Source organism: Campylobacter concisus (genome assembly GCF_002913765.1).
GTDB classification, from domain to species: domain Bacteria; phylum Campylobacterota; class Campylobacteria; order Campylobacterales; family Campylobacteraceae; genus Campylobacter_A; species Campylobacter_A concisus_BB.
Genome location: NZ_PPCH01000025.1, coordinates 172815 through 197402, shown reverse-complemented (window position 1 = coordinate 197402; position 24588 = coordinate 172815). Strand labels below are relative to the sequence as shown.

18 protein-coding genes and 6 tRNA genes are annotated in these 24588 nt (G+C 40.5%); 14 read left to right on the top strand and 10 right to left on the bottom strand.

The annotated features are described in order from the left end of the window. Positions 1-5 precede the first annotated feature (5 nt). Together CYO89_RS07770 and CYO89_RS07765 are read left to right on the top strand one after the other, a co-directional pair. A complete protein-coding gene (locus CYO89_RS07770; RefSeq protein ID WP_103597863.1) occupies positions 6-908 on the top strand; it encodes a DMT family transporter in 903 nt (300 codons plus the stop codon). Next, complete coding sequence (locus CYO89_RS07765; protein ID WP_021088754.1) at positions 886-1308, top strand: hypothetical protein; 423 nt, start codon at positions 886-888, stop codon at positions 1306-1308. The genes CYO89_RS07770 and CYO89_RS07765 overlap by 23 nt, the downstream gene beginning before the upstream one ends. 895 nt (positions 1309-2203) lie before the next feature. Here CYO89_RS07765 and typA read toward each other — a convergent pair. Then, positions 2204-4006, bottom strand: a complete 1803-nt coding sequence (gene typA / locus CYO89_RS07760) for a translational GTPase TypA (RefSeq protein ID WP_004317297.1) — start codon at positions 4004-4006, stop codon at positions 2204-2206. Between the two features lie 161 nt (positions 4007-4167). Here typA and CYO89_RS07755 point away from each other — a divergent pair, with 161 nt between their 5' ends. The 5 genes from CYO89_RS07755 to CYO89_RS07735 all read left to right on the top strand — a co-directional run bounded on the left by CYO89_RS07755 (position 4168) and on the right by CYO89_RS07735 (position 11089). Then, positions 4168-5568 (top strand): flagellar hook-length control protein FliK, encoded by a 1401-nt coding sequence (locus CYO89_RS07755; protein ID WP_103597862.1) that lies wholly within the window; start codon positions 4168-4170, stop codon positions 5566-5568. Between the two features lie 8 nt (positions 5569-5576). Continuing rightward, entirely contained in the window at positions 5577-6284 is a 708-nt protein-coding gene (locus CYO89_RS07750; protein WP_012001036.1) for a flagellar basal body rod modification protein, read from the top strand. A gap of 5 nt (positions 6285-6289) precedes the next feature. Continuing rightward, positions 6290-7891, top strand: a complete 1602-nt coding sequence (locus CYO89_RS07745) for a flagellar hook-basal body complex protein (protein WP_103597861.1) — start codon at positions 6290-6292, stop codon at positions 7889-7891. 166 nt (positions 7892-8057) lie between these two features. Next, on the top strand, positions 8058-8627 hold the full coding sequence (locus CYO89_RS07740; RefSeq protein WP_103597860.1) for a hypothetical protein: 570 nt from the start codon (positions 8058-8060) through the stop codon (positions 8625-8627). A gap of 20 nt (positions 8628-8647) precedes the next feature. Beyond that, entirely contained in the window at positions 8648-11089 is a 2442-nt protein-coding gene (locus CYO89_RS07735) for a molybdopterin-dependent oxidoreductase (protein ID WP_103597859.1), read from the top strand. Between the two features lie 564 nt (positions 11090-11653). Here CYO89_RS07735 and CYO89_RS07730 read toward each other — a convergent pair. The 8 genes from CYO89_RS07730 to CYO89_RS07690 all read right to left on the bottom strand — a co-directional run bounded on the left by CYO89_RS07730 (position 11654) and on the right by CYO89_RS07690 (position 14410). Then, a complete protein-coding gene (locus CYO89_RS07730; RefSeq protein ID WP_103597858.1) occupies positions 11654-11851 on the bottom strand; it encodes a hypothetical protein in 198 nt (65 codons plus the stop codon). Between the two features lie 897 nt (positions 11852-12748). After that, positions 12749-12833 (bottom strand) — tRNA-Leu (locus tag CYO89_RS07720). 14 nt (positions 12834-12847) lie between these two features. Continuing rightward, positions 12848-12924: transfer RNA gene (locus CYO89_RS07715), tRNA-Arg, on the bottom strand. Positions 12925-12939: 15 nt separating this feature from the next. Further along, positions 12940-13016, bottom strand: a tRNA-Arg gene (locus CYO89_RS07710). Positions 13017-13022: 6 nt separating this feature from the next. Further along, a tRNA-His gene (locus CYO89_RS07705) sits at positions 13023-13099 on the bottom strand. 9 nt (positions 13100-13108) lie between these two features. After that, a tRNA-Pro gene (locus tag CYO89_RS07700) sits at positions 13109-13186 on the bottom strand. 166 nt (positions 13187-13352) lie between these two features. Continuing rightward, positions 13353-13823: a type II secretion system protein gene (locus CYO89_RS07695; RefSeq protein ID WP_103597856.1), complete on the bottom strand. Its 471-nt coding sequence runs from the start codon at positions 13821-13823 to the stop codon at positions 13353-13355. Between the two features lie 125 nt (positions 13824-13948). Next, positions 13949-14410, bottom strand: a complete 462-nt coding sequence (locus tag CYO89_RS07690) for a type II secretion system protein (RefSeq protein WP_012001028.1) — start codon at positions 14408-14410, stop codon at positions 13949-13951. 147 nt (positions 14411-14557) lie between these two features. Between CYO89_RS07690 and CYO89_RS07685 the strand changes: the two genes are divergently transcribed. Next, the gene (locus tag CYO89_RS07685; RefSeq protein WP_103597855.1) at positions 14558-15421 is read left to right on the top strand and encodes a cytochrome-c peroxidase; all 864 of its coding nucleotides are present in this window, start codon (positions 14558-14560) and stop codon (positions 15419-15421) included. Further along, entirely contained in the window at positions 15414-17831 is a 2418-nt protein-coding gene (locus CYO89_RS07680) for a bifunctional diguanylate cyclase/phosphodiesterase (RefSeq protein ID WP_103597854.1), read from the top strand. Before CYO89_RS07685 ends, CYO89_RS07680 begins: the two co-directional genes overlap by 8 nt. A gap of 212 nt (positions 17832-18043) precedes the next feature. On the opposite strand, the gene CYO89_RS07675 is transcribed toward CYO89_RS07680, so the two are convergent. Next, a tRNA-Glu gene (locus tag CYO89_RS07675) sits at positions 18044-18118 on the bottom strand. A gap of 65 nt (positions 18119-18183) precedes the next feature. Here CYO89_RS07675 and CYO89_RS07670 point away from each other — a divergent pair. From CYO89_RS07670 to CYO89_RS07650, 5 genes are read left to right on the top strand one after another with little or no spacing between them, the layout of a single operon-like run. After that, positions 18184-18654 carry a hypothetical protein gene (locus CYO89_RS07670; RefSeq protein WP_103568727.1) on the top strand — a complete coding sequence of 157 codons (471 nt, stop codon included), beginning with the start codon at positions 18184-18186 and terminating at the stop codon, positions 18652-18654. Continuing rightward, positions 18651-19502 carry a deoxyribonuclease IV gene (nfo, locus tag CYO89_RS07665; protein WP_103597853.1) on the top strand — a complete coding sequence of 284 codons (852 nt, stop codon included), beginning with the start codon at positions 18651-18653 and terminating at the stop codon, positions 19500-19502. Before CYO89_RS07670 ends, nfo begins: the two co-directional genes overlap by 4 nt. Then, the gene (locus CYO89_RS07660; RefSeq protein WP_103597852.1) at positions 19499-20752 is read left to right on the top strand and encodes an OmpP1/FadL family transporter; all 1254 of its coding nucleotides are present in this window, start codon (positions 19499-19501) and stop codon (positions 20750-20752) included. The genes nfo and CYO89_RS07660 overlap by 4 nt, the downstream gene beginning before the upstream one ends. A gap of 8 nt (positions 20753-20760) precedes the next feature. Further along, positions 20761-22428 (top strand): fatty acid--CoA ligase, encoded by a 1668-nt coding sequence (locus CYO89_RS07655; protein ID WP_103597851.1) that lies wholly within the window; start codon positions 20761-20763, stop codon positions 22426-22428. Further along, a complete protein-coding gene (locus CYO89_RS07650; protein ID WP_103597850.1) occupies positions 22428-24161 on the top strand; it encodes an ATP-binding protein in 1734 nt (577 codons plus the stop codon). Before CYO89_RS07655 ends, CYO89_RS07650 begins: the two co-directional genes overlap by 1 nt. The last annotated feature ends 427 nt before the right edge of the window (positions 24162-24588 follow it).

Sequence of the window (24588 nt, the reverse complement as noted above, 5' to 3'; positions counted from 1 at the left end):
ATTTAATGTCTAGCCATCAACTTGGAGTGCTTCTTACGCTAGTTGGTGGCGTTCTTTGGGGATTTAGCGGAGTTTGCGGGCAGTATCTCTTCTCGCAAGGCATTAGCGCTGATTTTCTAGTGCCTTATAGGCTCTTGCTAGCTGGTGCTTTTATCGTGCTCTACTACGCTTTTAAGGCTCCAAAGGCCGTTTTTGCGCCAGTTACTGACGTAAAACTGATGGCTGAGCTTCTCACATACGCCCTACTTGGACTTATGATGACGCAGTATGCCTACTTTTACTCGATCGAGCTCTCAAACGCCGCAGTTGCAACCGTCATTCAATACACCGCTCCAGTCCTCATCCTAGCCGTCATCTGCCTAAAAGAAAAGCGAGCGCCAAGACCGCTTGAAATTTTAGCCCTACTTTGCGCGATGCTTGGCGTCTTTTTTCTTGCTACGCACGCGCAAATTTCAGCCCTTGTCATCTCGCCAGAAGCGCTATTTTGGTGCTTAGCAAGCGCCGTTTGCGTCTGCGTTTACAACCTAGCTCCCGCAAGGCTAAATGCCAAATACTCAGTCACGCTCACGCTTGGCTGGGGCATGGCGATAGGCGGCGTGGTGCTTTGCCTTTATATGAGAGTGTGGGAGTTTGCGGGGCTTAGTGGCACGGCACAGTGGCTGGCATTTCTCGGCGTCATCACGCTTGGCACGATATTTGCATTTAGCTTTTATATGACTGGAGTTAAGCTCATAGGCGCCTCAAAGGCCAGCATGATAGCCTGCATAGAGCCACTAAGTGCCGCGTTTTTTGGCTACTTTTGGCTTGGGACGAAGTTCGTCTTTTGGGACTTTTTGGGCTTTGCTCTCATCATATCATGCATATTTTTACTTTCAAAGAAGAGAGATGATATACCTAGCGCAAACTGACACGACAGCTGGCTTTTTAAGCAAGGACTACAAGGAGATAAACCACGCCAAAATGCGAAGTGAGGGCAAACCCTGCCTTATCACGACGGCTAAATTTAGCGTTTTACGTGAGCTTGCTAGAGCGCCAAAAAAGTATAAAAATTTCATCCGTCGCTCGAGAAAGACGACATTTTTATATCCAAATTTAAAGGCGATCAGGGTCGTAAAAGAGTGCGAACATGAGAAATTTTTAACCAAATTTGACTGGCTTTACTCAAGTAGCGCAAACAAAAATGGTATGAAATTTGACGAAGTTTGGGCTAGAAGCGTGGCTGATGAAGTTGTTGATGAACGATTTTTTGAAGATACGCCATCAAAAATTTATAAAATTTCAAAGTCAAAACTAAAAAAGATCCGCTAGTTAAATTTACGCCCTGCATTTTTTAAATTTAGGTAGTTTTATTGTAGTTTGAGATGATAAATTTGCTAAATTTCACAGCTTGCAAGAGCGATTTTAAAAGCTAGTTTTTTAGACAAGGTCTAAATTTAATCTACTAATTAGATAAATTTACAAATATCCAAACTAAATTTAGCCCTTCACTTGCTATAAACCTCGCTCCAGACTATATTTTGAAATTTAAAGTCTGCCAGATGCTTTAGCCAAGCACTGGCTGATATAAATTTGCGCCAACATCTAAAATCGCCCACCATAGCCAAAATTTAGATCACTCAAACTCTACTAACTCACATAAATTTACAAATTTAGAGCAAGAAAAGACTAAATCTAGCTCCTTTGTACGGATAAAGTAGCTATTCATCACAACGCCATTACAACCACGCAAGCAAAATCAGTCAAGCCACAAATTTAAAATTTTAGCCACTACTAAAATTTGGATACAGAGATAGTCAAATAAGTAAATTTAACAGCTCTTAAAGTCCAAATTTAACCCTTACGTAAATTCAAAAAAACAAATTCACTAACCACAGCTAGTTGCGTTTTCACGTGCAAAAATAGTCTTTGTAAAACACAAACTACTCTATAAATTTCTCGTGACGGCATCAGATCAGACAAATTTACTTATCAAGCATAAATTTACAAATTTGAAGCGCCAGAACCAAAAAAACAAAAAATAGCCTTTATAAATTTACATCAGCCAAAACCCAAATTTGACTAAATTTAGCCAGCTCCATTTGGCACGAGCAGATAAATTTACAAAGCAATTTTCTTGCTAGATTATTAAATTTGCTTTTGGAGATTAAATTTCACTTGCTAGCCCTTTGGCTGGCACCAAAGGGAATTTGCTAGCAAATTTGGATTATAATTTTGCTTTTCTTTTGCGCTCTGTTGGGTCTAGATAGCGCTTACGAACGCGGATATTTATAGGCGTAACCTCGACTAGCTCGTCATCTTCTATCCACTCTAGCGCGCGCTCAAGACTTAGCTTTCTAGGTGGCACAAGTTTGATCGCATCGTCACTGCCGCTTGCACGCACGTTTGTTAGGTTTTTGCCCTTGATAGGATTTACATCAAGGTCGTTTGGACGGCTGTGCTCGCCGATGATCATGCCCACATAGACCTTTGCTTGCGGATCAAGAAATAGCACGCCACGATCTTGCAAGTTAAATAGCGAATAAGCAAGCGTTACGCCGTTTTCCATAGAAACTAGCGCGCCGTTTGTTCTGTGCTCGACGGTACCGCTTAGCGGTCTAAACTCCAAAAAGCTGTGGTTCATAACGCCCTCGCCTTTTGTATCAGTCAAGAACTGGCTTCTAAAGCCGATAAGGCCGCGCGCTGGGATCTCAAATTCGATCCTTGTTTGACCGTCGCCTGTTGGGTTCATAGAGACCATTTCGGCCTTTCTTTTGCCTAGTTTTTCGATGACTGTGCCTGTCGTATCATCAGGCGCGTCGATGACTAAAAGCTCGTATGGCTCACATTTTACGCCGTTTATCTCTTTTACGATGACCTCAGGTCTGCCAAGTAAAAACTCATAGCCCTCGCGGCGCATATTTTCAGCCAAAATGGTGATCTGAAGCTCGCCACGGCCGCTTACTTTAAATTTGCCCTCGCCGATGTTTTCATACTTCATCGCGATATTTGTCTTCATCTCATTTGCAAGGCGCTCATCAATCTTATTTGATGTGACATGTTTGCCCTCAGTGCCTGCTAGTGGGCCGTCATTTACAGAAAATACAACGCTAAGGGTTGGTTCTTCGATATGGAGCGGATCAAGCGGATGTGGGTTGTTTGGATCAACGACGCTATCGCCAACGTCAAGCGCGTCAAAGCCAGCGATCGCTACGATGTCGCCAGTGCCAGCCTCGTTTATATCGATCCTATCAAGTCCCATAAAGCCGATAAGCTTTGAAATTCTACCAGTTGTTTTTGTGCCATCAGCCTTTGCAAGCATGACGTTTTGGTTTTTAGCTATCTTGCCGTTAAAAATCCTCGCGATGCCGATCTTGCCGACGTAGTTGTCATAATCAAGCGTGAAAACTTGAAGCTGAAGTGGGTTCTCGTCGCTGCCGCTTGGAGCTGGTACGTGAGCCAAGATAGTCTCAAAAAGTGGCTGCATATCTTTGTTTTCATCGCTTAGTTTTAGCTTTGCATAGCCATTTTTAGCAGCGGCATAAACGACTGGAAATTCTAACTGCTCATCGTTTGCATCAAGTGCTACGAAAAGGTCAAAAATTTCATTTATAACGCGGTCTGGATCGCCTGCAGGTTTGTCTATCTTATTTACGACGACGATTGGGCGAAGTCCAAGTGAAAGCGCCTTTTTGACGACAAATTTAGTTTGTGGCATAACGCCCTCTTGCGCATCGACAAGTAGTAAAACGCCATCAACCATCTTAAGAACACGCTCTACCTCGCCACCAAAGTCGGCGTGGCCTGGGGTGTCGATGATGTTGATCTTTGTATCTTTGTAGCGAATGGCAGTATTTTTAGAAAGGATCGTGATGCCACGCTCTCTTTCGATGTCGTTGCTATCCATTACGCGCTCGCCAAGGTTTTGATGCTCGTTAAATGTTCCTGACTGCTTCAAAAGCTCATCAACCATTGTTGTCTTACCGTGGTCGACGTGCGCGATGACGGCTATATTTCGTATCTTTTCCAAATGTTTCTCCGTTTATTAGTTTGATATTTTTCGCTTTATCAGTTTTAAAATAGGGGCAGATTATAGCCAAATTTTTATAAATTTTAAGCTGATATCAAGAAATTAATTTTTGGAATAGATTTTGCATGTAAGCGTTAAGTTTTTAAATTTAAAGGGATTAAATGCAAGCTTACACAGCGAAAAACAACGTAGATTTGCTAGCTCCTGCGGCTACCAAAAAGCCTGCAGCTGCGAAGAAGTCTCAAAACAACGGCGAGTTTTTGTCGATGGTTTTGGATGCGGCTGCGAGCAAGGCAAATAGCGGTCAAAAGATCACCGAAAAGGATGTCAAAGAGATAGTAAAAACTGTTGATATCCAAAAAGAGACGATAGAAAAGGCGCAAAACGAAAGCGTGGCAAAAATTTCAGCCGCACTTGAAGAAAATTTGGACGAAGATACAAAAAATGAGCTCTATGAAAATGCAAATTTCATGCAGCTTTTGCAAGTTTTAGAGATACTAAATGGCAATGAAAAAGTAAGCAAATTTCCAAATTTCAGCGACAAAATAGCAAATTTCTTAAGTGTGCCCCAAAACGTCGAAGAGCTTAGCAACGTTAAAAGCGTTAGCGATCTTATCGACCTTGCTAAGAAATTTGACCTTGGCCTTGAAAATATAGAAATTTCAAACGAAGATGTGCCAAAACTAAACGAGATGTTTAAAAATTTAGGCAAGCAGGAATTTTTCACGCCGATAAAGACTGAGGACAAGCCTTTTTACCTAAAAGAGCTAAAAAACGAGGTCGAGCAAACTATCATCAAAAACGAGCCAAAAGAGGTCGTAAAGCTTGATACTTTGCTAAAAGAGGTGGTGGCAAATCCAGTCAGCGAAGTTAAAAATTTAGTCAAAGAAGAGCCTAAAAAGCTAGATGATAGTGAAGTAAAGCTTGATGATGAGATAGTGGATGTTGAGCCAGATGAGCAGCCAAAAGAGCCAAAAGTAAAGGTAAATTTACACGAGCAAAAGGCGCAAAAAGCACCAACTCTTGAGTCGCTACTCTTTCCTGAAAGAGAGCAGATGAGCGAGGCTGAGCCAAGCGAGGAGACCTTTAGTAGCGATAACAAATCAGAGCTAAATCAAATGGTAAAAGATATCGCAAATAGCGCTAAACACCAGCTTCAAACAAAGGCGGAGATAAAAGAGACACTTAGCAACTTCTCTTCTACGCTAACAGAGCAGGTGCAAAACTACAAAGCGCCAATCACTCGCTTTAACATCACGCTTAACCCGCTAAATTTAGGCGAGGTCGAGATCACGATGGTTAATCGCGGCAATAATTTGCATGTAAATTTTAGCTCAACCACAGCGACGATGAACCTCTTTTTACAAAACCAGGCTGAGTTTAAAAACAGCCTTGTAAATATGGGATTTACCGAGCTTGAGATGAATTTCTCAGACCAAAACCAAAGACAAGAAAAAAGAGAACAAGCAAAGAATAAATACAGCTCAAATCAAAGCGACGAGAGCGAAAACGCTCAAGCGGAACAAAGCTTGCTTGAGCTAGTAATACCAAGATATATTTAGGAGAGATTATGGCTTCAGTTTCAGATATAACTACACAAACAACGCAGCAAAAAAATGCCGAGAAAAAGGCTAACTCTAGAATAGACGCGGCAAAAGGCACAGGCACAAACCCAAATTCACAGCTTGACAAAGATGCATTTATGAAGCTACTTTTAACAGAGCTTCAGCACCAAGACCCAACAAGCCCTATGGATACTGAAAAGATGCTAACGCAAACTAGCCAGCTAGCATCAGTCGAGATGCAAGAAAATACAAACAAAGCGATGAAAGAGCTAGTAAATCAGCTAAAATCAAACGCAAATGCCTACGCTATCTCAGCCCTTGGCAAGATGGTTTCAACTGGCTCAAATGCAGTCACACTAACAGATGAGAAAAAAGATGCAAAATTTGCGCTTTACTTTAAGACAGATCTTGCAAATGGCAAAATCGAGGTCAAAAATGCAAATGGTCAAGTCGTAAGAACAACTGATCTAAATGAGACAAATGCAGGCGTTCATAACCTAGCTTGGGACGGCAAAGACGCGTCTGGCAACCAAGTGCCAAATGGCTCATACACTATCTCAGCGACCTACACTGGTAAAGATGGCAAAGAGTATAAAACGCAAGTAGGCAACTACCCAGTCGAGGCGGTGAAATTTGTAGATGGCAAGGCTATGATGAAGGTAGCTGGCGAATACGTTTCAATGGATAAAGTATCTGAATATTATGAGGGCTAAAAGCCATGATGAGAGGTTTTTACAACGGGGTTAGCGGCATCAAGACGCAAAGCTTTGGCATGGATGTTTGGTCAAACAACATCTCAAATATAAACAATGTCGGTTTCAAAGCTTCAATCCCTGAGTTTAAAAATTTAATCAACCAAAACCTAGTCTCAGCTGGCAGTGGCCCAACTAGCGATCAAGTGGGACTTGGAGCTACTAAGCAAACGACCGCGCTTGACATGTCAAATGGTAGCTTTCAAAGCACTGATAACAACTTTGACCTTGCTATAGGCGGAGATGGCTTCTTTGGCGTTGTCGATAAAACAGGCAAAAACTACTACACAAGAACAGGCACTTTTGACATAGATGCGGCTGGAAATTTAGTAGATACTAGGGGAAATTTACTCCTTGGCACGCTTGCAAATTTCACTCCAACCACGCCAAGTGCGAGCGCCCTTAAAAAATATGGTCAAACCTCAAGCGCGCCACAAGCTTACACAGTCTCGCAAGAGGAGCTAAGTCTGGGCGATCCTGGCTCGCAAAAGGGCATAACCCTGCCTCATTTTTTATTTATGCCAGCTGAGGCTACTACAAACATCAGCCTAAAAGGCAACCTAAACTCAACCCGCATAACAGATAAAAAGACAACAGCCCTTGAGGCTAGCCAATACGCCTACACACTTGATAATACAAACAAGACGATCTCGCTAAACGGACAGATCCCGCTAAGCACCACATCTCTTGGCGCAAAAGCTGGCGACAGCGTGGTCGTAAAAGTAAAAGACGGCGATGGTAAATTTAGCGAGTTTTCAACCACGCTTGAGGGTGACGGCGCTTGGCAGATAAACGACAAGAGCCTTAAATTTATGGATTTTGCAAATTTAGAGGTAAATGCTGAAGTCACCTCGCTCGTTGAAGTGCCAAACAAAGAGAAACTAACCTCCGATATCTACAACGCAGACGGCACAAAGAGCTTGGTCACTATAAATTTAACCAAGCAGATCCCACAAGCTGGCGACCAGACTATCTGGGACGCGGTGGCAACGATAACTGATGCTAGCGGAGCCGTGCAAAATACCGCAATGGGCTCGCTTACATTTAATGGCAGTGGCAGGCTTGTGGCAAATACACTAACAAGCGTTGGCGGCGTAAATTTAAACTTCGAGGGCGACGGCGATGCGGACGTTTATAACGGTATTACAAGCTCAGCAAACGCCAGAAAAGACTTTAATATAAAAAGAGATGGCTACGCTGAGGGGTTACTTTCAAAATATAGCGTCGATGACCGTGGCAACATCATGGCAAATTTCGACAACACTCGAGCATTCCCCGTGGCAAAAGTAGCCCTTTATCACTTTATAAATGACCAAGGCGTGGCAAAGGTTGGCGACAATCTTTATGAAGCCACAGCCAACTCTGGCGAGCCATTTTTTTACAAAAACAAAGCTGGCGAGACTGTCTATGGGGCGCAAATTTTAGCAAACAAGCTTGAGATGAGTAACGTCGATCTTGGTCAAGCACTAAGCGAGGTAATCGTCACGCAAAAGGCCTACGAAGCGAGCGCAAAAAGCATCACGACAAGTGATGAGATGATACAAACTGCTATCCAGATGAAGAAATAATCCTTAAAGTAAATTTGGGCGAGCAATCGCCCTATTTTTATAACTTTAAATTTACTTTAGCCCTTTCAAATCCCCTAAAATACTTACTTTTCTCTAAATAAAGCAATATAATTTTAAGCGTGTCGGTTATAAAATTCATTTAATTTCTTTTTTTAAGGATTGTCAAATGAAAATGCTATTTTTAGCCCCAGTGCTAGCATGTAGTCTTGCCTTTGGTGCTGATGTGATCGCAAAAGATGCAAACATAACACTTGATGGCAAGATGATCGGTAAGATCGAGGTTTTAACGCCAGTTGAAGTCGTCGAAAAAGGCGATAAAACGAGCAAGATCAAGGTTAGTGGCGTCGTGTCGGCAAACTACTTAGCCCAGCTTCAAAGAAGCGTAGAAGACCCTGAAGTCTTTGTAGCTTTTGATAACGAGAGCGAGGCAAATTTCAAAAAAGTAAAAGAGCTTGAAGATGACTACGGCGAGGTTTGGTACCAAGTTGATGGGCTTTATGAAGTGCCAAATGACGCGCTTGGTGGCAACCAAAAAGAGCTTTACGCAAAGGCAAAGAAAATTTACGAAGAGACCTGCTCAGCATGTCACAGGCTGCATGAGCCAAACAGCTTTACAGCTGCTCAGTGGCCAGCAAATTTATCTGGTATGGTCGATGCGAAATTTGTTGCACTTGATGAAACTGACCTAAATTTAGTGCTTAAATACCTACAACACAATGCCAAAAAAGTAAAATAAATTTTCATAAGGGAGAAAATATGAAAAGGCGAGATTTTATAAAATTTTCTGCACTTGCTGCCACAGCGGCGCAGGCAAACAAGATAGAGGGCGTGACAAAGACCATCTTTGATCAAAGCAAGACCTTTGGCGCAAATAGATTTGGTCTATTTTGGGCAAATACCAACTCAAACCAAATCGTCTCCGTCGATCCATTTGAGGGCGATAAATTCCCAAATACCATGAACAACAGCTTGCCAGACCTCATCCAAAACGAAAGCCGCGTGCTCTATCCATACGTAAGAAAGAGCTACCTAAAGGCAAAAGGCGCAGCAAAGAGCGAGCTTCGTGGCAAAGAGGAATTTGTGCGTGTTAGCTGGGAGACAGCCCTTGATCTAGCAGCAAAAGCCTTAAAAGAAAATTTTGACAAATATGGCCCTGAGAGCATCTACGGCGAGTGCTACTGGTGGGGCGGCAGCGGCAAGATCAGCTGGGGCAGGACTGTTGGTCACAGGATGCTAAAAGTGCTTGGCGGATACGTAGAAGAGAGTGGCGACTACTCAACGGGAGCTGGCCTTGTCATCATGCCTCACGTCCTAGGCAACAGCGCCGTTTATGACGCTCCGACAAAGTGGGAGGCCATCGCTAAAAACGCTAAAAACGTTGTATTTTGGGGCACTGACCCGCTTGTAACTGGTCAAATTTCATGGCAACCACCAACACATGATGGCTATCTTGGCATCAAAAAGATAAAAGAGGCAGGCATAAAAACTTATAGCGTTTGCGTCTTTAAAAACGACACCACAAGATACCTTGGCTCTGAAGCTATCATCGTTCGTCCAAATACCGACGTAGCAATGATGCTTGGCATGTGCCACTATCTATATGAAAACAAGCTTTATGACGAAGAATTTATCAAAAAATACACAGTCGGCTTTAATAAATTTAAAGACTACCTACTTGGCACAACCGACAAAGTGGTCAAAGATATCAACTGGGCGAGCAAAATTTGTGGCGTAAAAGCCGAAGATATCGCTAAATTTGCAACAGCACTTGCAAAAGAGCCAAGCGTCATCATCGCAGGCAGATCACTTCAAAGACAAGATCACGGCGAGATGGGCTTTTGGGGCATCGTAACACTTAGCGCTATGCTAGGTCAGATAGGCAAAGAGGGTCTTGGATTTGAGTTTAACCTCTACTACGCAAATGGCGCTACAGACAAGATCGCTCCGTCGCTAAAAGGCATCAGCACTAGCATCAGCGAGAAATACGACAACGTAGATGGCGCTCCTTGGAAGAAATTTAAAAACGTCACCATCCCATCTTCAAGATCGATCGAGGCTTTGCAAAACCCTGGCAAAGAGATAGACTATGACGGCTCAAAGATCAAGCTACCACACATGAGAGTGGCTTACATGGCGTCTGGATCGATGTTTACAAGGCATCAGGATGTAAATAACGCCGTAAAAGCGTGGCGTAAATTTGACACTGTAATAACTGCTGAGCCATTTTGGACAAGCACAGCAAAACTAAGCGACATCGTCTTGCCAGTAGCACTCGAAGTCGAGAGAAACGACATCAATCAAAGCGTGCCTACAAACGAATACATCGTGGCTTACAAGCCTGTCGTAGAGCCTATGGGCGAGAGCAGGAGCGATTACTGGATCTGCTCACAAATCTGCAAACGCTGGGGCAGAGAAGAGGTCTTTACAGAGGGCAAAGATGAGCTTGGCTGGGCGAAAGAATTTTACGCAGACGCAGCCGAGCAAGCCAAAGGCATAAATGTCAAGATGCCAAGCTTTGATGAGTTTTGGAAAGAGGGATATGTTAGATTTGAGCAAGATGACGAAGCGAGCAGATACTACACAAGGCTTAGTGCTTTTAGAGAAAATCCTCACAAAAACCGTCTAGGCACGCCATCTGGCAAGATAGAGCTCTACTCTCCAACTATCGCTAAATTTGGCTACAAAGACTTTGCGCCGCACGTTGCTTGGATCGAGCCATTTGAGTGGCTTGGCAGCGAAAAAGCCAAAAAGTATCCATTTAGCGTCACAACACCACACTCAAGATACCGCCTCCACTCACAGCTAAATAACTCAATAATCAGAAACTACGCTGAAGTATGCGCACGCGAGCCAATGCTCATAAACGTAAATGACGCCAAAGCAAAAGGCATCGCAACTGGCGACGTGGTGAGAGTATTTAACGATAGGGGCGAAATTTTAGTTGGTGCGCTTGTCACTGACATCATCCCAGAGCACGTCATCGCCATCTGCGAAGGTGCGTGGTACGATCCTGAAGTGCTAGGAGAAAAGAGCCTTTGCAAACACGGCTGCGTCAATGTCCTAACTCGCGACAAAGGCACATCTAGCATCGCTCAAAGTAACTGCGGACACACGATCCTTGTAAATTTAGAAAAATATAAAGGCGAGATCAAACCGATCACTGCGTTTTCTAAACCAAAAATTTTACAATCTTTGTAGAATTTATATAAATTTAGCCCTCGCTTGGGGGCTAAATTTGATCCTTTGCTACTTTTAATCAAAATATCTTGTAGCTTAAATTTGATCCATAGCTAGTCAATCAACCTGCCCTAAGGCGCTAAATATCACTTATTGAAAACAACTGGCACTAGAATTTATCTATAAAAACCAAAATGATCGCTACTAAAATTTATTTTCGTAAATTTAGGCACGCTTTATCGCCTAATCAAAAAGCTAAAAGCAAACAAATTTCTATATCTTTAAAAAGGCAAATGCTACCTAGATGTGCTTTTGGATCAAGATGATTGCAGAGTAAATTTAAGCATAAATTTCTAGTCAAATTTAATTAGAGCAGACTAGTCATAGCTAACTGCATTGTCACTAGTTCTTAAAACACTGCAAGCGACACAAGGAAACCATTTTCTACTAGCGTAAATTCACAATCCACCCTGTTTTACTCTTTAAATTTAGCTCAAGATACAAATTTACTAGCAGAATTTGGCTCCTGAGATAGTTAAATTTGGTCGTAAATTCTATGCTATTAAAAATTTTGATGAGAATACATTAACTATAATCAACTGCGTTGTCGATAACCACAAGCAATGCCCCCGCACATAATATCAGCATTTTCTTATTACTTCTTTTTGTAAATTTACCCTGTTTTATCTTTTTAAATTTAGCTCCCGAAATGGTTAAATTTAGACGTAAATTTCTATTTATAGTCAAATTCAGTAAGCGCATATCAACCGCAGCTATCCCCAATTATCACGAGCCATTAGGACATTGCTAGAACACAAACCATAAAAAAGCATCTTTTTCTGGTAGCTCAAATTTAGCGCTTTCGTTGTAAATTTGGTCTCTTTTTTAAGTATCGCAGCTTCAAAATTTAAGCCACAACAAACAAATTTAGCCATAAATTTTTATCTCATTTGGTTTTGTAGTTAAATTTAGTGGGCATATCAAACGCAACCAATTCGCTACATTTGATAAACCTTGCCTTCATGCAACCTACAAAAGCCGTTTTTACCAGATAAATTTATCGCCCACATTTCAAATTTGACTTATTTTATTATTTGAACTCACAGCGTCCAAATTTTTAAATTTAAACCCAAAAAACTAGATTTAGTCCTAAAATTTTATGTTTTTAGAATTTACGACTAATTGCCACAAACCGCACAAAAATATGTTTGTCTAATGGTTCAAATTGACTGCCTCTATTGTTTTTTAAGCATCACAGCCTTAACGTTTTTAAATTTACGCCCAAAATGACTAAATTTAACCTCTAGATTTTTAAAATTTGCACTCAAATTTTAGAGTAGTGCTTCATCTGCAACCAGCCGATCTTTCTGCCAGCACTGATCGATCTTGTTTGAAGCAAAAGTGCGTTGTTAAACTCACCAAAAATGGCTCAAAATAGCTCATCAAGCCAAACAGTGCGTCTTTAAGCGTTACTAAAAGCGACAGCCAGCAACGCTACTACACTCGCTTCTAAATTTTTATTACCAAAAGTGTAAATTTAAGAATTTGATCTATAAATTTTACAAATTTAATGCGGATCATTTGATAAATAAAATTTTTGCTAAATTTTGAATAAATAAATTTAATAAAATCAAATGAAAATCGAGTTTCTGAAAGTTTTAAAATGGAGTTTAAAAAAGATGGTGCGGATGAGAGGACTTGAACCTCCACGCCGTGGGGCACCAGATCCTAAGTCTGGCGTGTCTGCCAATTTCACCACATCCGCACAACAATAATAAGTGGTACGCCCATCAGGATTCGAACCTGAGGCCTACGGCTTAGAAGGCCGTTGCTCTATCCAGCTGAGCTATGAGCGCATAAAGTCTTTAAAGTGGCGCGCCCGATAGGAGTCGAACCCATAACCTACAGATCCGAAGTCTGTCGCTCTATCCAATTGAGCTACGAGCGCCCAAAATGGGGTGAGTGATGGGAATCGAACCCACGACCCTCAGGACCACAATCTGATGCTCTAACCGACTGAGCTACACTCACCGTTTAACATGGTCGGGGTGAAAGGATTCGAACCTTCGGCCCTCTGGTCCCAAACCAGATGCGCTAACCAGACTGCGCTACACCCCGCCTGAGTCGTGTTTGTAAGTTTATGCCACTACCTCATTAAAAAGTCGCATTCTATCTAAAAATGTTATTGTTGTCAAGAAAAAATTAGTTTTGGACTTTATTTTTATAAAATTTCAAGAATTAAGTGTAAATTTCAGACTTTAAAACTTTTAATAAAAATATCTAGCTAAAAAACGATGCGAACAGCACTAAAGCTGATATGAGCTGGCAATGCTCCTTGTGCTGGCTTTATCATGGTCTGGCTAAAGCGCTTAAATTCTGGAGCTTCCCAAAGTTTTTTACATAAGCCTTGCTCGCTGATATCTACTCCTAAGCAGCTTTGGTCTGCAGCAAAGAATTTTAATGAAATGCACTTTTCATTTTTGGCAAAAAAGCCAAGATCGCCAGAGCTATCCACAACCCCAGCATTTGTCATCTCTTTAAATTTAACTTTATTGTTTGTAGTATCAAGAGCTAGTTTGCCTTGTGATATATAGTAGGCATTTATCTCTTCGATAGCGGTTCTAATCTCCGCCATACTCTTTACTAAGACCGCATCATCTCTTGTAGCACTGATCCTTGGGATAGCAATAGCTGCTAATACGCCAATAACAACTATTACAAAGATGAGCTCTATCATAGTAAAAGCTTTTTTCATTACTTCATCCTTGAATTTGAAGTTGCGAGATTATAACTAGAATTTTTATAAATGAAAGATAAATTTTAAAATTAAGTTAAAGAAGAGTGGCAAGGAATTTCTCCTTGCCAAAAAGTTATATATTTTTAGTATTTTATACCCATGCCACCAAATTTAAGTGTATCTACTGTCTTGTTATTAGCAGTACTTTTTATAATTGATTCAACATTTGTTAAACCTGGTAATGTCCAAACTTGCGCACAAAGACCAGATTTGCCTATAGTTGCGGTGATCTCACCATCGGTCTTTATAGCTCCTATTGTTAAACAATCATCACTTTTAGCTTTAACAGGATTTGAAACATTAGTCATTTTTGCTATATCTGGAGTAGTAGAAGCAGCAGAACCAGTACCGCTAGTGGCAGCAAAACTACCCTGTGAAGTATAGTAAGAGCCTAGGTCAGAAACAAGCGTTTGTATATTTGCAGCAGTTTTAGCTATCTCTGCATCGTCCCTTGTTGCAGCTAGTCTTGGTATAGCAACCGCAGCTAATATACCTAAAATCACGATCACGAAGATCAACTCGATCATTGTAAAACCTTTTTTCATGGTTTCCTCCTTGAAATTAAAAATTTGGCGGATTATACAACATTTTTTTCAAAATGCAAATAAAAACTAAATTTTTTACAATTTAGCCGATTTGGTAGTTATGAAAAAGAATTCCGCTATAATGACGCTCAAGAATATGGAGATTTTATGAAAAAAGTTTTATTTTGGATGGTAGTATCTTTTTGCATTTTGAGCGCAAATTCATCATTTGAGCCAGTGCTTTCATCAAAATATAACGAAAAACAAGCCTACATCGGTAAGAAGCTCTTTTTTGACAAAAGACTAAGCACCACTGAAAACTACTCATGCGAAACTTGCCACAACTTATACTGGAATTTAAGCGGCACAAACTCATCTTATACCAGCCAAAAGGGCGTTATAAACCCACCTAGCGTGCTAAATTCGGCTTTAAATTTTCTATTTTTTACCGATGGCAGGGTAAGAAGCTTAAAAGATCAAGTAAAAGAGTCGATAAATTCTAGAAATGAGCTAAATTCAAACAAAGATGAGATAGTAAAAAAAGTAAAAAGTATAGGCGAGTATGGGATTTTATTTAATGATGCATATAGTGATGGCATAAACTATGAAAATATAGTAGGTGCTTTGGCAGAATTTGAAAAGGCTATTTTAAGCATAGATTCGCCATTTGATGAGTATCTAGCTGGCAATGACGACTCCATAAACACTGAGGCAAAAAAAGGCTTTGAGCTCTTTAATAAAGTAGGCTGTGTGGCATGCCACAATGGTAGAAATTTAGGTGGGAATTTGATGCAAAACGTGGGCTTAAAGGATGCAGGTGAGAGCAGACGCCTTATGCGTGTGCCTTCGCTTAGAAATGTAGCAAGAACGGCTCCATATCTAAGCAGTGGCGAAATGAGCGATCTAAAAGAGGTCATAGGCTTTGTGAGCTATCATCAGCTGATCCACACACTAAATAGCGAAGAGCTGGAGCAAATTTATAAATTTTTGCTAACACTAAATGGACGCAGACCTAGGATACTAAATGAATAAAAGACAAGCAAATATCATCTTAATCGTCCTAGCGATCGTCTTTTTCTTTAGCTCAGCTTACATCTATATGGCAAATAGAGCAGTTACTGCTGTTAGTAAATTTAACGATACGATCTTAAGCCTTATCTTGCTAGATAACGAGCTAAGCTTTAGCTTAGAAAATAACGTACTTCGTCTAAACTACGACGATGTAAATAAAAATTTAAAAAGTTTTGATCAAAATTTGACCAGACTTGATGAGCTAAACGAGATCATACATGTCTTTTACCAAGAGAAAAATGCCAAAACTTTAAAGGTCATAAACGACGACTTTTTAAAAAAACAAAGGCTTGTAGATAGGTCAAACTACGCTAGCTCGTCAATGGCTGCTTATATCTTATCAGGTGAGTTTGAAATAGCATCAGAGAAGAAGCTAGATGCGCTCAATGTGATATTTCACGCGATAAAAAGCTCAGCCATAATTAGCCCTGAGACGCTAAATCAAACAAAAGAGCAGATACAAAAGTATAAAGATACCTACAAAAACGACGCAAAGGCGATCTTGGTGCTAAATAAGGCAACTTACGCGCTTGAATTTGCAAAAAACCTAAGTGCCGTAGCTCAAGACTCTGTTGATCTAAAACTTGGAGAAACACTAAGAAAATTTAGAGATGACACCCTAGCCTCTTACAAAATAATGATACGAAATATAGTAATAATGCAAGTGCTTTGCTTTATCAGCTTTGTGTTATTTTGCGCTTTAACTTTTTATCAAGCAAGGGTACTAGCTAAGCAGTTAAAACAGATAAAACTTCTAAAAACGACAGTGGATGCGGGACACAGCTCTATAGTCTTTTGTGACAATAACAATAAAATTTTATATGCAAATAAAACCTTTGAGGCAAAAACTGGTTATAAACTAAAAGACGTTATCGGAAAAAGCCCTAAAATTTTAAAATCAAACATGCACCCAGAGAGCTTTTACGCTGAGATAAGAAATGCTATAAATAAGCACATCTCATGGGAGAGCGACGAACTAATAAGCAGGACAAAAAGCGGCAAGCTGCTCTATGAGAAGGTGCGTTTTGCGCCATTTTTCTTTGAGGGCAAGCTAGAGGGCTACATGGCTATAAAGCTTGATAGGACAAAAGAGCTTAGCATGCTTAAAGAGCTAACTCAAAAAAATGAGCAGATAAAAATTCAATCCTCAATCGACAAACTAACTGGCTTTGGAAACTATTTTGCTCTGACTGAGATGATAGAGGCGAAAAAAGATGGAATTGTGATCAGCATAAGCATCAAAAACTACAAGATGCTAAGATTTTTCTACCAGACAAAGGTTATTGACGCTATGTTAAAAGCGGTGGCAAATACACTAAAACTCTGCGTTGATACCTACTCTATAAATGCTGAGCTATTTAGGTTTCAAGATGATGCGTTTTACATCTGGTATCAAGGCGATGACATCGTTAGAGATATCGGCTTTATAAAAGAGTATTTTAACTTTAGCAGGATGAATATCGAGATAGACGGTAAATTTGAAAATCTACCTGGCATCAAGATAACTCTTGGTGTATCTTTATCAAATGACACACCGCAAACAAACCGCCTAATGCAGTCAATCCTAGCTAATCAACAAGCAAGCGATAGCGGCAACGAGATCTACTACTACCTAGAAAACGATGCGATCGAGATGAGATACTATAAAAACCAACTCATAACCGAACTCATCGAGTACGCCCTAGAAAACGACAAGGTGATAGTCGAGTGTCAGGGAATTTTTAACGTGCATGAAAATGAAACAGAGGCAAAATACTACGAAGTTTTGGTGCGCATAGTCGATCAAAATGGCAAGATCCGCTACCCAGGCGAATTTTTAGAGATCGCGATGAAAACGCAACTTTATCTTCAGATAACAAAAAAAGTGATCGCTCTAGCCTTTGATCTAGTTAAAAAATATCCAGACTATACATTTTCTATCAACCTTTCAAGCTCGGATCTAACAGATCCTGGTGTTAGAGAAATTTTAGATGAAAAGCTAGAGAGCTGCCCAGATCCTAGTAGAGTTTGCTTTGAGATGCTAGAGAGCGAAGAGCTTAGCGACTACGGAATGGCAAATGAATTTATAAAAAGAGCTAAAAAATATGGATGTAAAATCTCAATCGATGACTTTGGCTCTGGCTACTCTAACTACTACCGAATTTTAGAGCTTGATATCGATAACATCAAGATAGATGGCTCGATCATCAAAAAGCTACCAACCGATGAAAACGCAAGGGTTTTGGTTGAGACTATCGTGAGCTTTGCTAGAAGACAAGGCTATAAGATAGTGGCTGAGTTTGTGAGCAACGAAGAAATTTTAGAATATATAAAGAAATTTGGAATTTCGTATGCGCAGGGATTTTTACTAGGTAAGCCACATCAGATGTAAATTTAAGCAGTTAATTTAGAGCCTTTTAAAGGGCTAAATTTAACTGCTTTTTGCTTTTATGCTCGCGCGAAACCTCTTTTTTAAATTTTACTAGACGTGAAATTTGATCTCTCTTTACAAAACGAAAATTTAAGAATTTGTTTTTAGAAAGCTTGAAATTTGGATTAACTAGATTTTAAAGCTTATGTGGATAAGATTTTGTCTTTTAGAAGTGGTGACCCATACGAGACTCGAACTCGTGTTACCGCCGTGAAAGGGCGATGTCCTAACCGCTAGACGAATGGGCCACGGTCGGTTATGAAGTTGGGATTATATTACTTTTTAACTTAAATTTACATAAAAGGACAAATCGTTGAAGAAATTCTCACTTGTTTTATTATCTGCTCTCATTTTTTCAGGCTGTGTTGCGACTAAAACACCGCAAAGCTCACAAGCCTTTCAGGTCACTTTATTTTCTCCGATGATAAAGATAAATGATGTTGGATTTTTTCACATTTATAAAAATGATCTAAATTTACAAATTTATAGCTCTGGCGTAAATACGGCAAATATCAACATAAAGGACAAAATTTGCGTAAATAGCGCTTGTTTTAAAAAGACTGAATTTAACGAGAAATTTTTTCTAGCGCCGCATTATGAGAGCCTTTTTGAAGAGATTTTACAAAGGCAAAAAATTTATGACGGCAAAGGTCTAAGCACCACAGAGTGCGGCTTTAGACAAGATCTAAGTTCTTATTTTATAAAATACGAAGTTTGCGATAACTACGTCAAATTTATCGACAGCAAAAATAAAATAAAAGTGATAATAAAAGAGTTAAAATGAGATACATTGGAGCTCACGTAAGTGCGGCTGGAGGCGTCTTTAACGCACCGATAAATGCTGCAAAAATAGGAGCAAATGCCTTTGCGCTTTTTACAAAAAATCAGCGCCAATGGAGCGCAAAAGAGCTAAGTGAGGGTGAGATAGAGCAGTTTAAAGCAAATTTAAAAGCCTCTGGCATAAGCGCCGATCACGTCTTGCCACACGCAAGCTACCTCATAAATTTAGGCCATCCAGAAAAAGAGGCAAGAGCTAAGTCCCTTGAAGCCTTTATCGACGAGATAGAGCGAGCTAGCAAGCTTGGACTAAAGCTTTTAAATTTCCACCCAGGCTCGCACCTAAAGCAGATAAGCCAAAATGAGTGCCTAGATAACATCGCTGGCTGCATAAACGCAGCGCTAAAACGCACAAGCGACGTAAAGCTTGTCATCGAAAACACAGCCGCACAAGGCTCAAATTTAGGCTTTGACTTTGCGCAGCTGGCGTATCTGATCGAGCGAGCAGACGATGAGAGCAGAGTTGGCGTTTGCATCGACACTTGCCACGCATTTGCCGCTGGGTACGATCTAAGAAGCAAAGAGGCTTACGCTAAGACGATGGGCGAATTTGATGCGATCATCGGCTATAAATTTCTATCTGGCATGCACCTAAATGACGCTAAATTTGGGCTTGGCTCAAAAAAAGATAGGCATGAGAGCCTTGGCAAGGGCGAGCTTGGGCTTGGCGCTTTTGAAAATATAATAAATGATGATAAAATAGGCGAAATTCCCTTGATTTTAGAGACGATTGACGAGAGTATTTGGGAAGATGAGATCAAAATTCTAAGAAACCTAGAAAAGGAAAAGCTATGAAAAGAGTGCTTTTAAGCATTGTTGCGACGTGTTCTTTATTAAATGCTGGGGGTTACAAGGTCCCTGAGCAAAGTACTGATTCTTTGGGGCTTGCTGCTAGTAACGTAGCCTTTAGTTTTGGGGCTGATGCGGCTTATTTTAACCCTGCAAATATGATGTTTTTAGACGGGCTTCACCATTTTGAAAGCACGCTTGGTTGGTTTCATATAAATTCCATCGACTTTAAAAGCGATGATGGCAAGAGCTACAGCTCAAAGAAATTTGACTCACTAGCTGGCACATTTAGCTTTGTAACGCCAGAAATTTATGAAAACTGGAGATTTGGACTAGCCCTTGCTGTGCCTGCTGCTGTTGGCATCTCGTGGGAGGATCCAGAGACTGCTTTTACTGGCAAGAGGTTTAAACTACAAGTTGTCGAGCTAAATCCAACTGTAGCTTACCGCATAAATGACAAACTTGCCATTGCTCTGGGCGCTAGAGGCGTTTATAGCAAGGGCAAGATAGCAAGTGACTTTGGACGTTTTGGCTACAGAGAGATACAAGGCGATGGCATAAACTACGGCTACAACGTCGCTCTTACATATAGACCTACCGAGGAGCTTAGCTTTGCAGTGACTTACCGCTCGAAGGTAAATTTAGAGCTTAAAGGTAGCGCTGATGCTGATTTTAACGGGCAGCTAGCACCTATAAGCTATCATGGCAAAACAAGAGTTGAGATCCCTCTACCTGCTCAGCTAGTGCTTGCGACTGGATATAAATTTAGCGACTTTACCCTTTTGCTAGCTTTTGAGAGGACTTACTGGTCTAAATTTAAAGATTATGACTTTGAATATGATGATAAGACAGCAGCTCATTCACACCCTATTCTAGGTAGATACTTTAAGGCATTTATGGACGATCCAGTCGTTAAAAACGCAAAAGATACAAACACATATAGGATAGGCCTTGCTTACGATGTAAATGAGAAGCTTAGACTAATGGCTGGCTTTTCATACGATGAGGATATAACTAGTAGCGAACACACTGGCTTAGAGCTTCCAAACACCACCTCTCAGGCATATTCGTTTGGGGCAAACTATAAATTTACGCCAAATTTAGAGCTAGGGCTAGGCTATCTCTATCAGCACCGAGACAAAAAACGTGCGACAGGTATAAAAAATGGTACTCGCAATGGCACTGGCACAATGTCTGGCGAATTTGACGCGAGTAGCGTCCAGATAGCTGCAATGACATTTAAATACTCTTTCTAGGGCTAAAAATGCAATACTCTTATAATAATTTTTATGAAATTTTGACCAAAGTAGCAAAGCAGAGTCCAAACCAGATAGCGATCTTTGATGAAAAAGAGAAGCTAAAATACCACGAAATAAAGCAAAACGTCGATAAAGTGGCAGCTTACTTGCAGCTTTGCGGAGTAAATTTTGGCGACAAAGTGGCTATGGCGGTGGCAAATTCAAAAGAATTTATCATCTCATACCTTGCTATCACGGCTATCGGAGCGGTCGCAGTGCCGATGAATACCTTTTTAAAAACAAATGAGTTTGAGTATATCTTAAACGATTGCGGCGCAAGGGTGCTCTTTGCTTCCAGCTCGCTTGCAAAGGAGCTAATAGCACTAAGCGAGCTTGAAATTTTAAGAAAGATCATCTGGATCGGTCAAACGCCAAAAAAACTTCAAAGCGCCTCAAAAGACGACTATGTAAGCGTTGATGAGGAGTATGGCGAGAGTGCTTATCTATCTTCTACACCACAAATTTCAAAAGAGGATATGAGCAAGGACTATGAAAATAACGGCGTTGTAAAAAATGTAAATTTCAGCGAAGCGCTAAATCACAAATACACTCTAAGCATCACAAAATACCCTAAGATAGACGATCTCATGCACATCATCTACACCTCAGGCACTACAGGCAAGCCAAAGGGTGCTATGATAAGCTATAAAAATATCTTCTCAAACGTCATCGGCGCTCATGAGCGTTTTAAGGTTAAAAAAAGCGATAGATTTATCGTATTTTTGCCGATGTTTCATAGCTTTACGCTCACAGCGATGGTGCTTTTACCGATATATGCAGGCGCTTCGATGGTGCTTGTAAGATCGGTCTTTCCATTTTCAAATGTGCTAAAACAGACGCTACTTAAAAGAGTTACTGTATTTTTGGGTATCCCAGCCATATATACAGCCATCGGCAAGGCAAAAATTCCTTGGTATTTTAGATGGTTTAACCGCATAAGGCTATTTGTAAGTGGCGCTGCTCCGCTCGCTAAGCAAACGATCGATGATTTTAGAGTGAAATTCCCGCGCGCGACGCTCGTTGAAGGATACGGCCTTAGCGAATGCTCGCCAGTCGTAGCGGCAAATTTATTTGACAAGCAAAAGCTTCTAAGCGTGGGCCCTGCGCTAAATGGCTATGAGGTCAAGATCGTAGATGATGAGATGATGGAGCTTCCAGTTGGCCAGATCGGCGAGATCATCGTAAAAGGCGACTGCGTCATGCAAGGCTACTACGGCATGCCAGGCGTGACAGATGAGACCATCATAAATGGCTGGCTAAAGACTGGAGATCTTGGCAAGATCGATGAAGATGGCTTTATCTATATCGTTGATCGCAAAAAAGACCTCATCATATCAAAGGGCATAAACATCTATCCACGCGAGATCGAAGAGGTGATCTATAAACTTGAAGCCGTCGAAGCTGCAGCAGTGATTGGCGTAAAAGACGTGCACGCAGACGAAGAGGTCGTCGCTTTCATACAGGTAAAAGATGGTATGGATCTTGATGAAAAGACGGTTAGAGAGCATCTAAAGAAAAATTTAGCAAATTTCAAAATTCCAAAAAGCATTTATTTTGCCGAGGAGCTGCCTAGAAACGCAACTGGAAAGGTGCTAAAACGCGTGCTAAAAGAGCAGATAAAGGATAAAATTTAGTGAAATATTTGCTTGATTTTCTAAACCAAGATCTCAAAAAAAGTAAAATTTACGAGCTTATAAAGTGCGGAGATGAAGAGGGAGAAATTTTAAAATATCTAAGCAAAGCCTACGTGCAAGGAACGGCTAGCATGAGCGTTTATGAGCTGCTTGGAGCTGTTTTTGGCACACAAAATGACAAGCAGCTTTTATACCTTAAATTTATAAAAAATTTGCTAGATAGTGGCTGGATAGTGCAAAACTACGGCCTTTTTAAAATGCCAGAGAGCCCGCAAAAAAGCTCAAACCAAGGGCTACTCTCGCTACTTCACTCTGAAATTTCACTCTCAAGCACGTTTTTAAAGATACTTGAAGATGGCAACGCTGATATAAGCTTACCAGAGCTTGCACCTTATGAAGATCATTTGGAGTATTTAAAAGATCAGTTTTTAAAGATAGAGCTTTACTCAAAGGCTGCGATATTTGAAGGTGGCTCAAATGACGCTAAAAAGCGCATAAATGAGCAAATTTCTGAGCTTACAAAGCGGATAAACGAGCGCGTAAAACTAAGCAAGATTAGCCTAAAAATAGAGCAAATTTTTAAAGAAAATTCACTTGATGAAAAAGAGCAGATCATATTTTTAGCCCTTTTAAAAGAGGAGTACGCGGGCGACTTTGAAAACGGCCGCGACCTAAACACGCTAGTTGGGCTAATAAGCAAAGATGAGCTTGAACGCATCAAAAATCGCACTCTTTTAGAGGACGGCTCAAGGCTCATAGAGGGCGCACTTATCGACTACGACGAGGTTTTAAACGCTTATGGCAACGTTAGCAAAAGCTTTTTTATAAACGAAGAAATTTTGCAAAGCATAATGCACCCAAAAAATGACAAAAACAGCAAGAAAATCAAGATCGAAAGTCTGGTAAAAGAGCAAGAAATTTTTGAGCTAATAGAGCCAGTAACGAGCCTAGAAGACGTCGTGCTAAATGAAAAGACAAAGCAGCTTTTAAGCACGATACTAAAGCAAGTCGATAAAAAAGTGCTTGCTAGACTTAGCAGCTGGGGCATAAAAACTAGGAAAAATATAGACGCTAAGATCATCTTTTACGGCGAGCCTGGCACTGGCAAGACCATGAGCGCAGTTGGGCTTGCAAAGAGCCTAAAGAAGCAAATTCTAAGCTTTGACTGCTCAAAAATTTTAAGCAAATATGTCGGCGAGAGCGAGCAAAATGTAAGAAAAATTTTTGACACTTACAAAGAAATTTGCAAAAAAAGTGGCAGCGAGCCGGTGCTCTTGCTAAACGAAGCCGATCAGTTTTTAAGCATGAGAGTGGAGAGCTCGAGCGGGGCTGAAAAGATGCATAATCAAATGCAAAATATCTTCTTAGAGCAGATCGAGCGCTTTGAGGGCGTGCTCATAGCTACGACAAATTTCTTGCAAAGCCTTGACGTGGCGTTTTCAAGGAGATTTGACTACAAAATCGAGTTTAAAAAGCCTGATTATAACGGTAGGCTTGCCATTTGGCGTAAAATTTTGCCTGAAAATGCGAGCTTTGAAGACGGCTTTAGCGTAGAAAGGCTGGCTGAGTTTAACCTAAGTGGCGCCCAGATCGTCCTTGCGCTAAAAAATACCGCCTTAAAAGTGGCGATAAAAGATGATGGGATCTTTACCTTTGAGGACTTCAAAACCACGATAGAGCGCGAGTTAAGCTCAAGCTTTGGCGAGGATAAAAAGATGGGATTTGGCTCTTAGGTCTTATCTTATTTTATAAATTTGACTTTGCGCTGCAACAAAGCTACTGGTATTTATGAAAAATTTGTTTTCACTCAATAAAATTTAGACAAGTTTCGCCGATAAAATCATGGAAAATACGAGTTAAATTTAAGCTTTGGCGATAAAAAATGCATATAAGTGCCGAGGGTGTGAAATTTTGTTTTTATATGGAGCATGCCCCTAAAAGACATAGAGATCATAAAATAAATTCAAGCTCTGACGATGAAAAAATAGGTTTTATTCTTGTGCTTTTTAAAGCTATCTTGCAATGTTTGCGCTGCAACAAAGACCAAAGACGGATATCAAATTTGTTTTTATAGTCAAATTTACACAAAGCCTACCACTAAAAATTTATAGAAAATGCGAAACAAATTTGATCTTTAGCGTAATTCTCTTATGCTTTTTT

Coding starts and splice junctions, on each gene's coding strand:
- CYO89_RS07770 (WP_103597863.1), top strand. CDS start 6: ATGTCTAGCCATCAACTTGGAGTGCTTCTTACGCTAGTTGGTGGCGTT.
- CYO89_RS07765 (WP_021088754.1), top strand. CDS start 886: ATGATATACCTAGCGCAAACTGACACGACAGCTGGCTTTTTAAGCAAG.
- CYO89_RS07755 (WP_103597862.1), top strand. CDS start 4,168: ATGCAAGCTTACACAGCGAAAAACAACGTAGATTTGCTAGCTCCTGCG.
- CYO89_RS07750 (WP_012001036.1), top strand. CDS start 5,577: ATGGCTTCAGTTTCAGATATAACTACACAAACAACGCAGCAAAAAAAT.
- CYO89_RS07745 (WP_103597861.1), top strand. CDS start 6,290: ATGATGAGAGGTTTTTACAACGGGGTTAGCGGCATCAAGACGCAAAGC.
- CYO89_RS07740 (WP_103597860.1), top strand. CDS start 8,058: ATGAAAATGCTATTTTTAGCCCCAGTGCTAGCATGTAGTCTTGCCTTT.
- CYO89_RS07735 (WP_103597859.1), top strand. CDS start 8,648: ATGAAAAGGCGAGATTTTATAAAATTTTCTGCACTTGCTGCCACAGCG.
- CYO89_RS07695 (WP_103597856.1), bottom strand. CDS start 13,823: ATGAAAAAAGCTTTTACTATGATAGAGCTCATCTTTGTAATAGTTGTT.
- CYO89_RS07690 (WP_012001028.1), bottom strand. CDS start 14,410: ATGAAAAAAGGTTTTACAATGATCGAGTTGATCTTCGTGATCGTGATT.
- CYO89_RS07685 (WP_103597855.1), top strand. CDS start 14,558: ATGAAAAAAGTTTTATTTTGGATGGTAGTATCTTTTTGCATTTTGAGC.
- CYO89_RS07680 (WP_103597854.1), top strand. CDS start 15,414: ATGAATAAAAGACAAGCAAATATCATCTTAATCGTCCTAGCGATCGTC.
- nfo (WP_103597853.1), top strand. CDS start 18,651: ATGAGATACATTGGAGCTCACGTAAGTGCGGCTGGAGGCGTCTTTAAC.
- CYO89_RS07660 (WP_103597852.1), top strand. CDS start 19,499: ATGAAAAGAGTGCTTTTAAGCATTGTTGCGACGTGTTCTTTATTAAAT.
- CYO89_RS07655 (WP_103597851.1), top strand. CDS start 20,761: ATGCAATACTCTTATAATAATTTTTATGAAATTTTGACCAAAGTAGCA.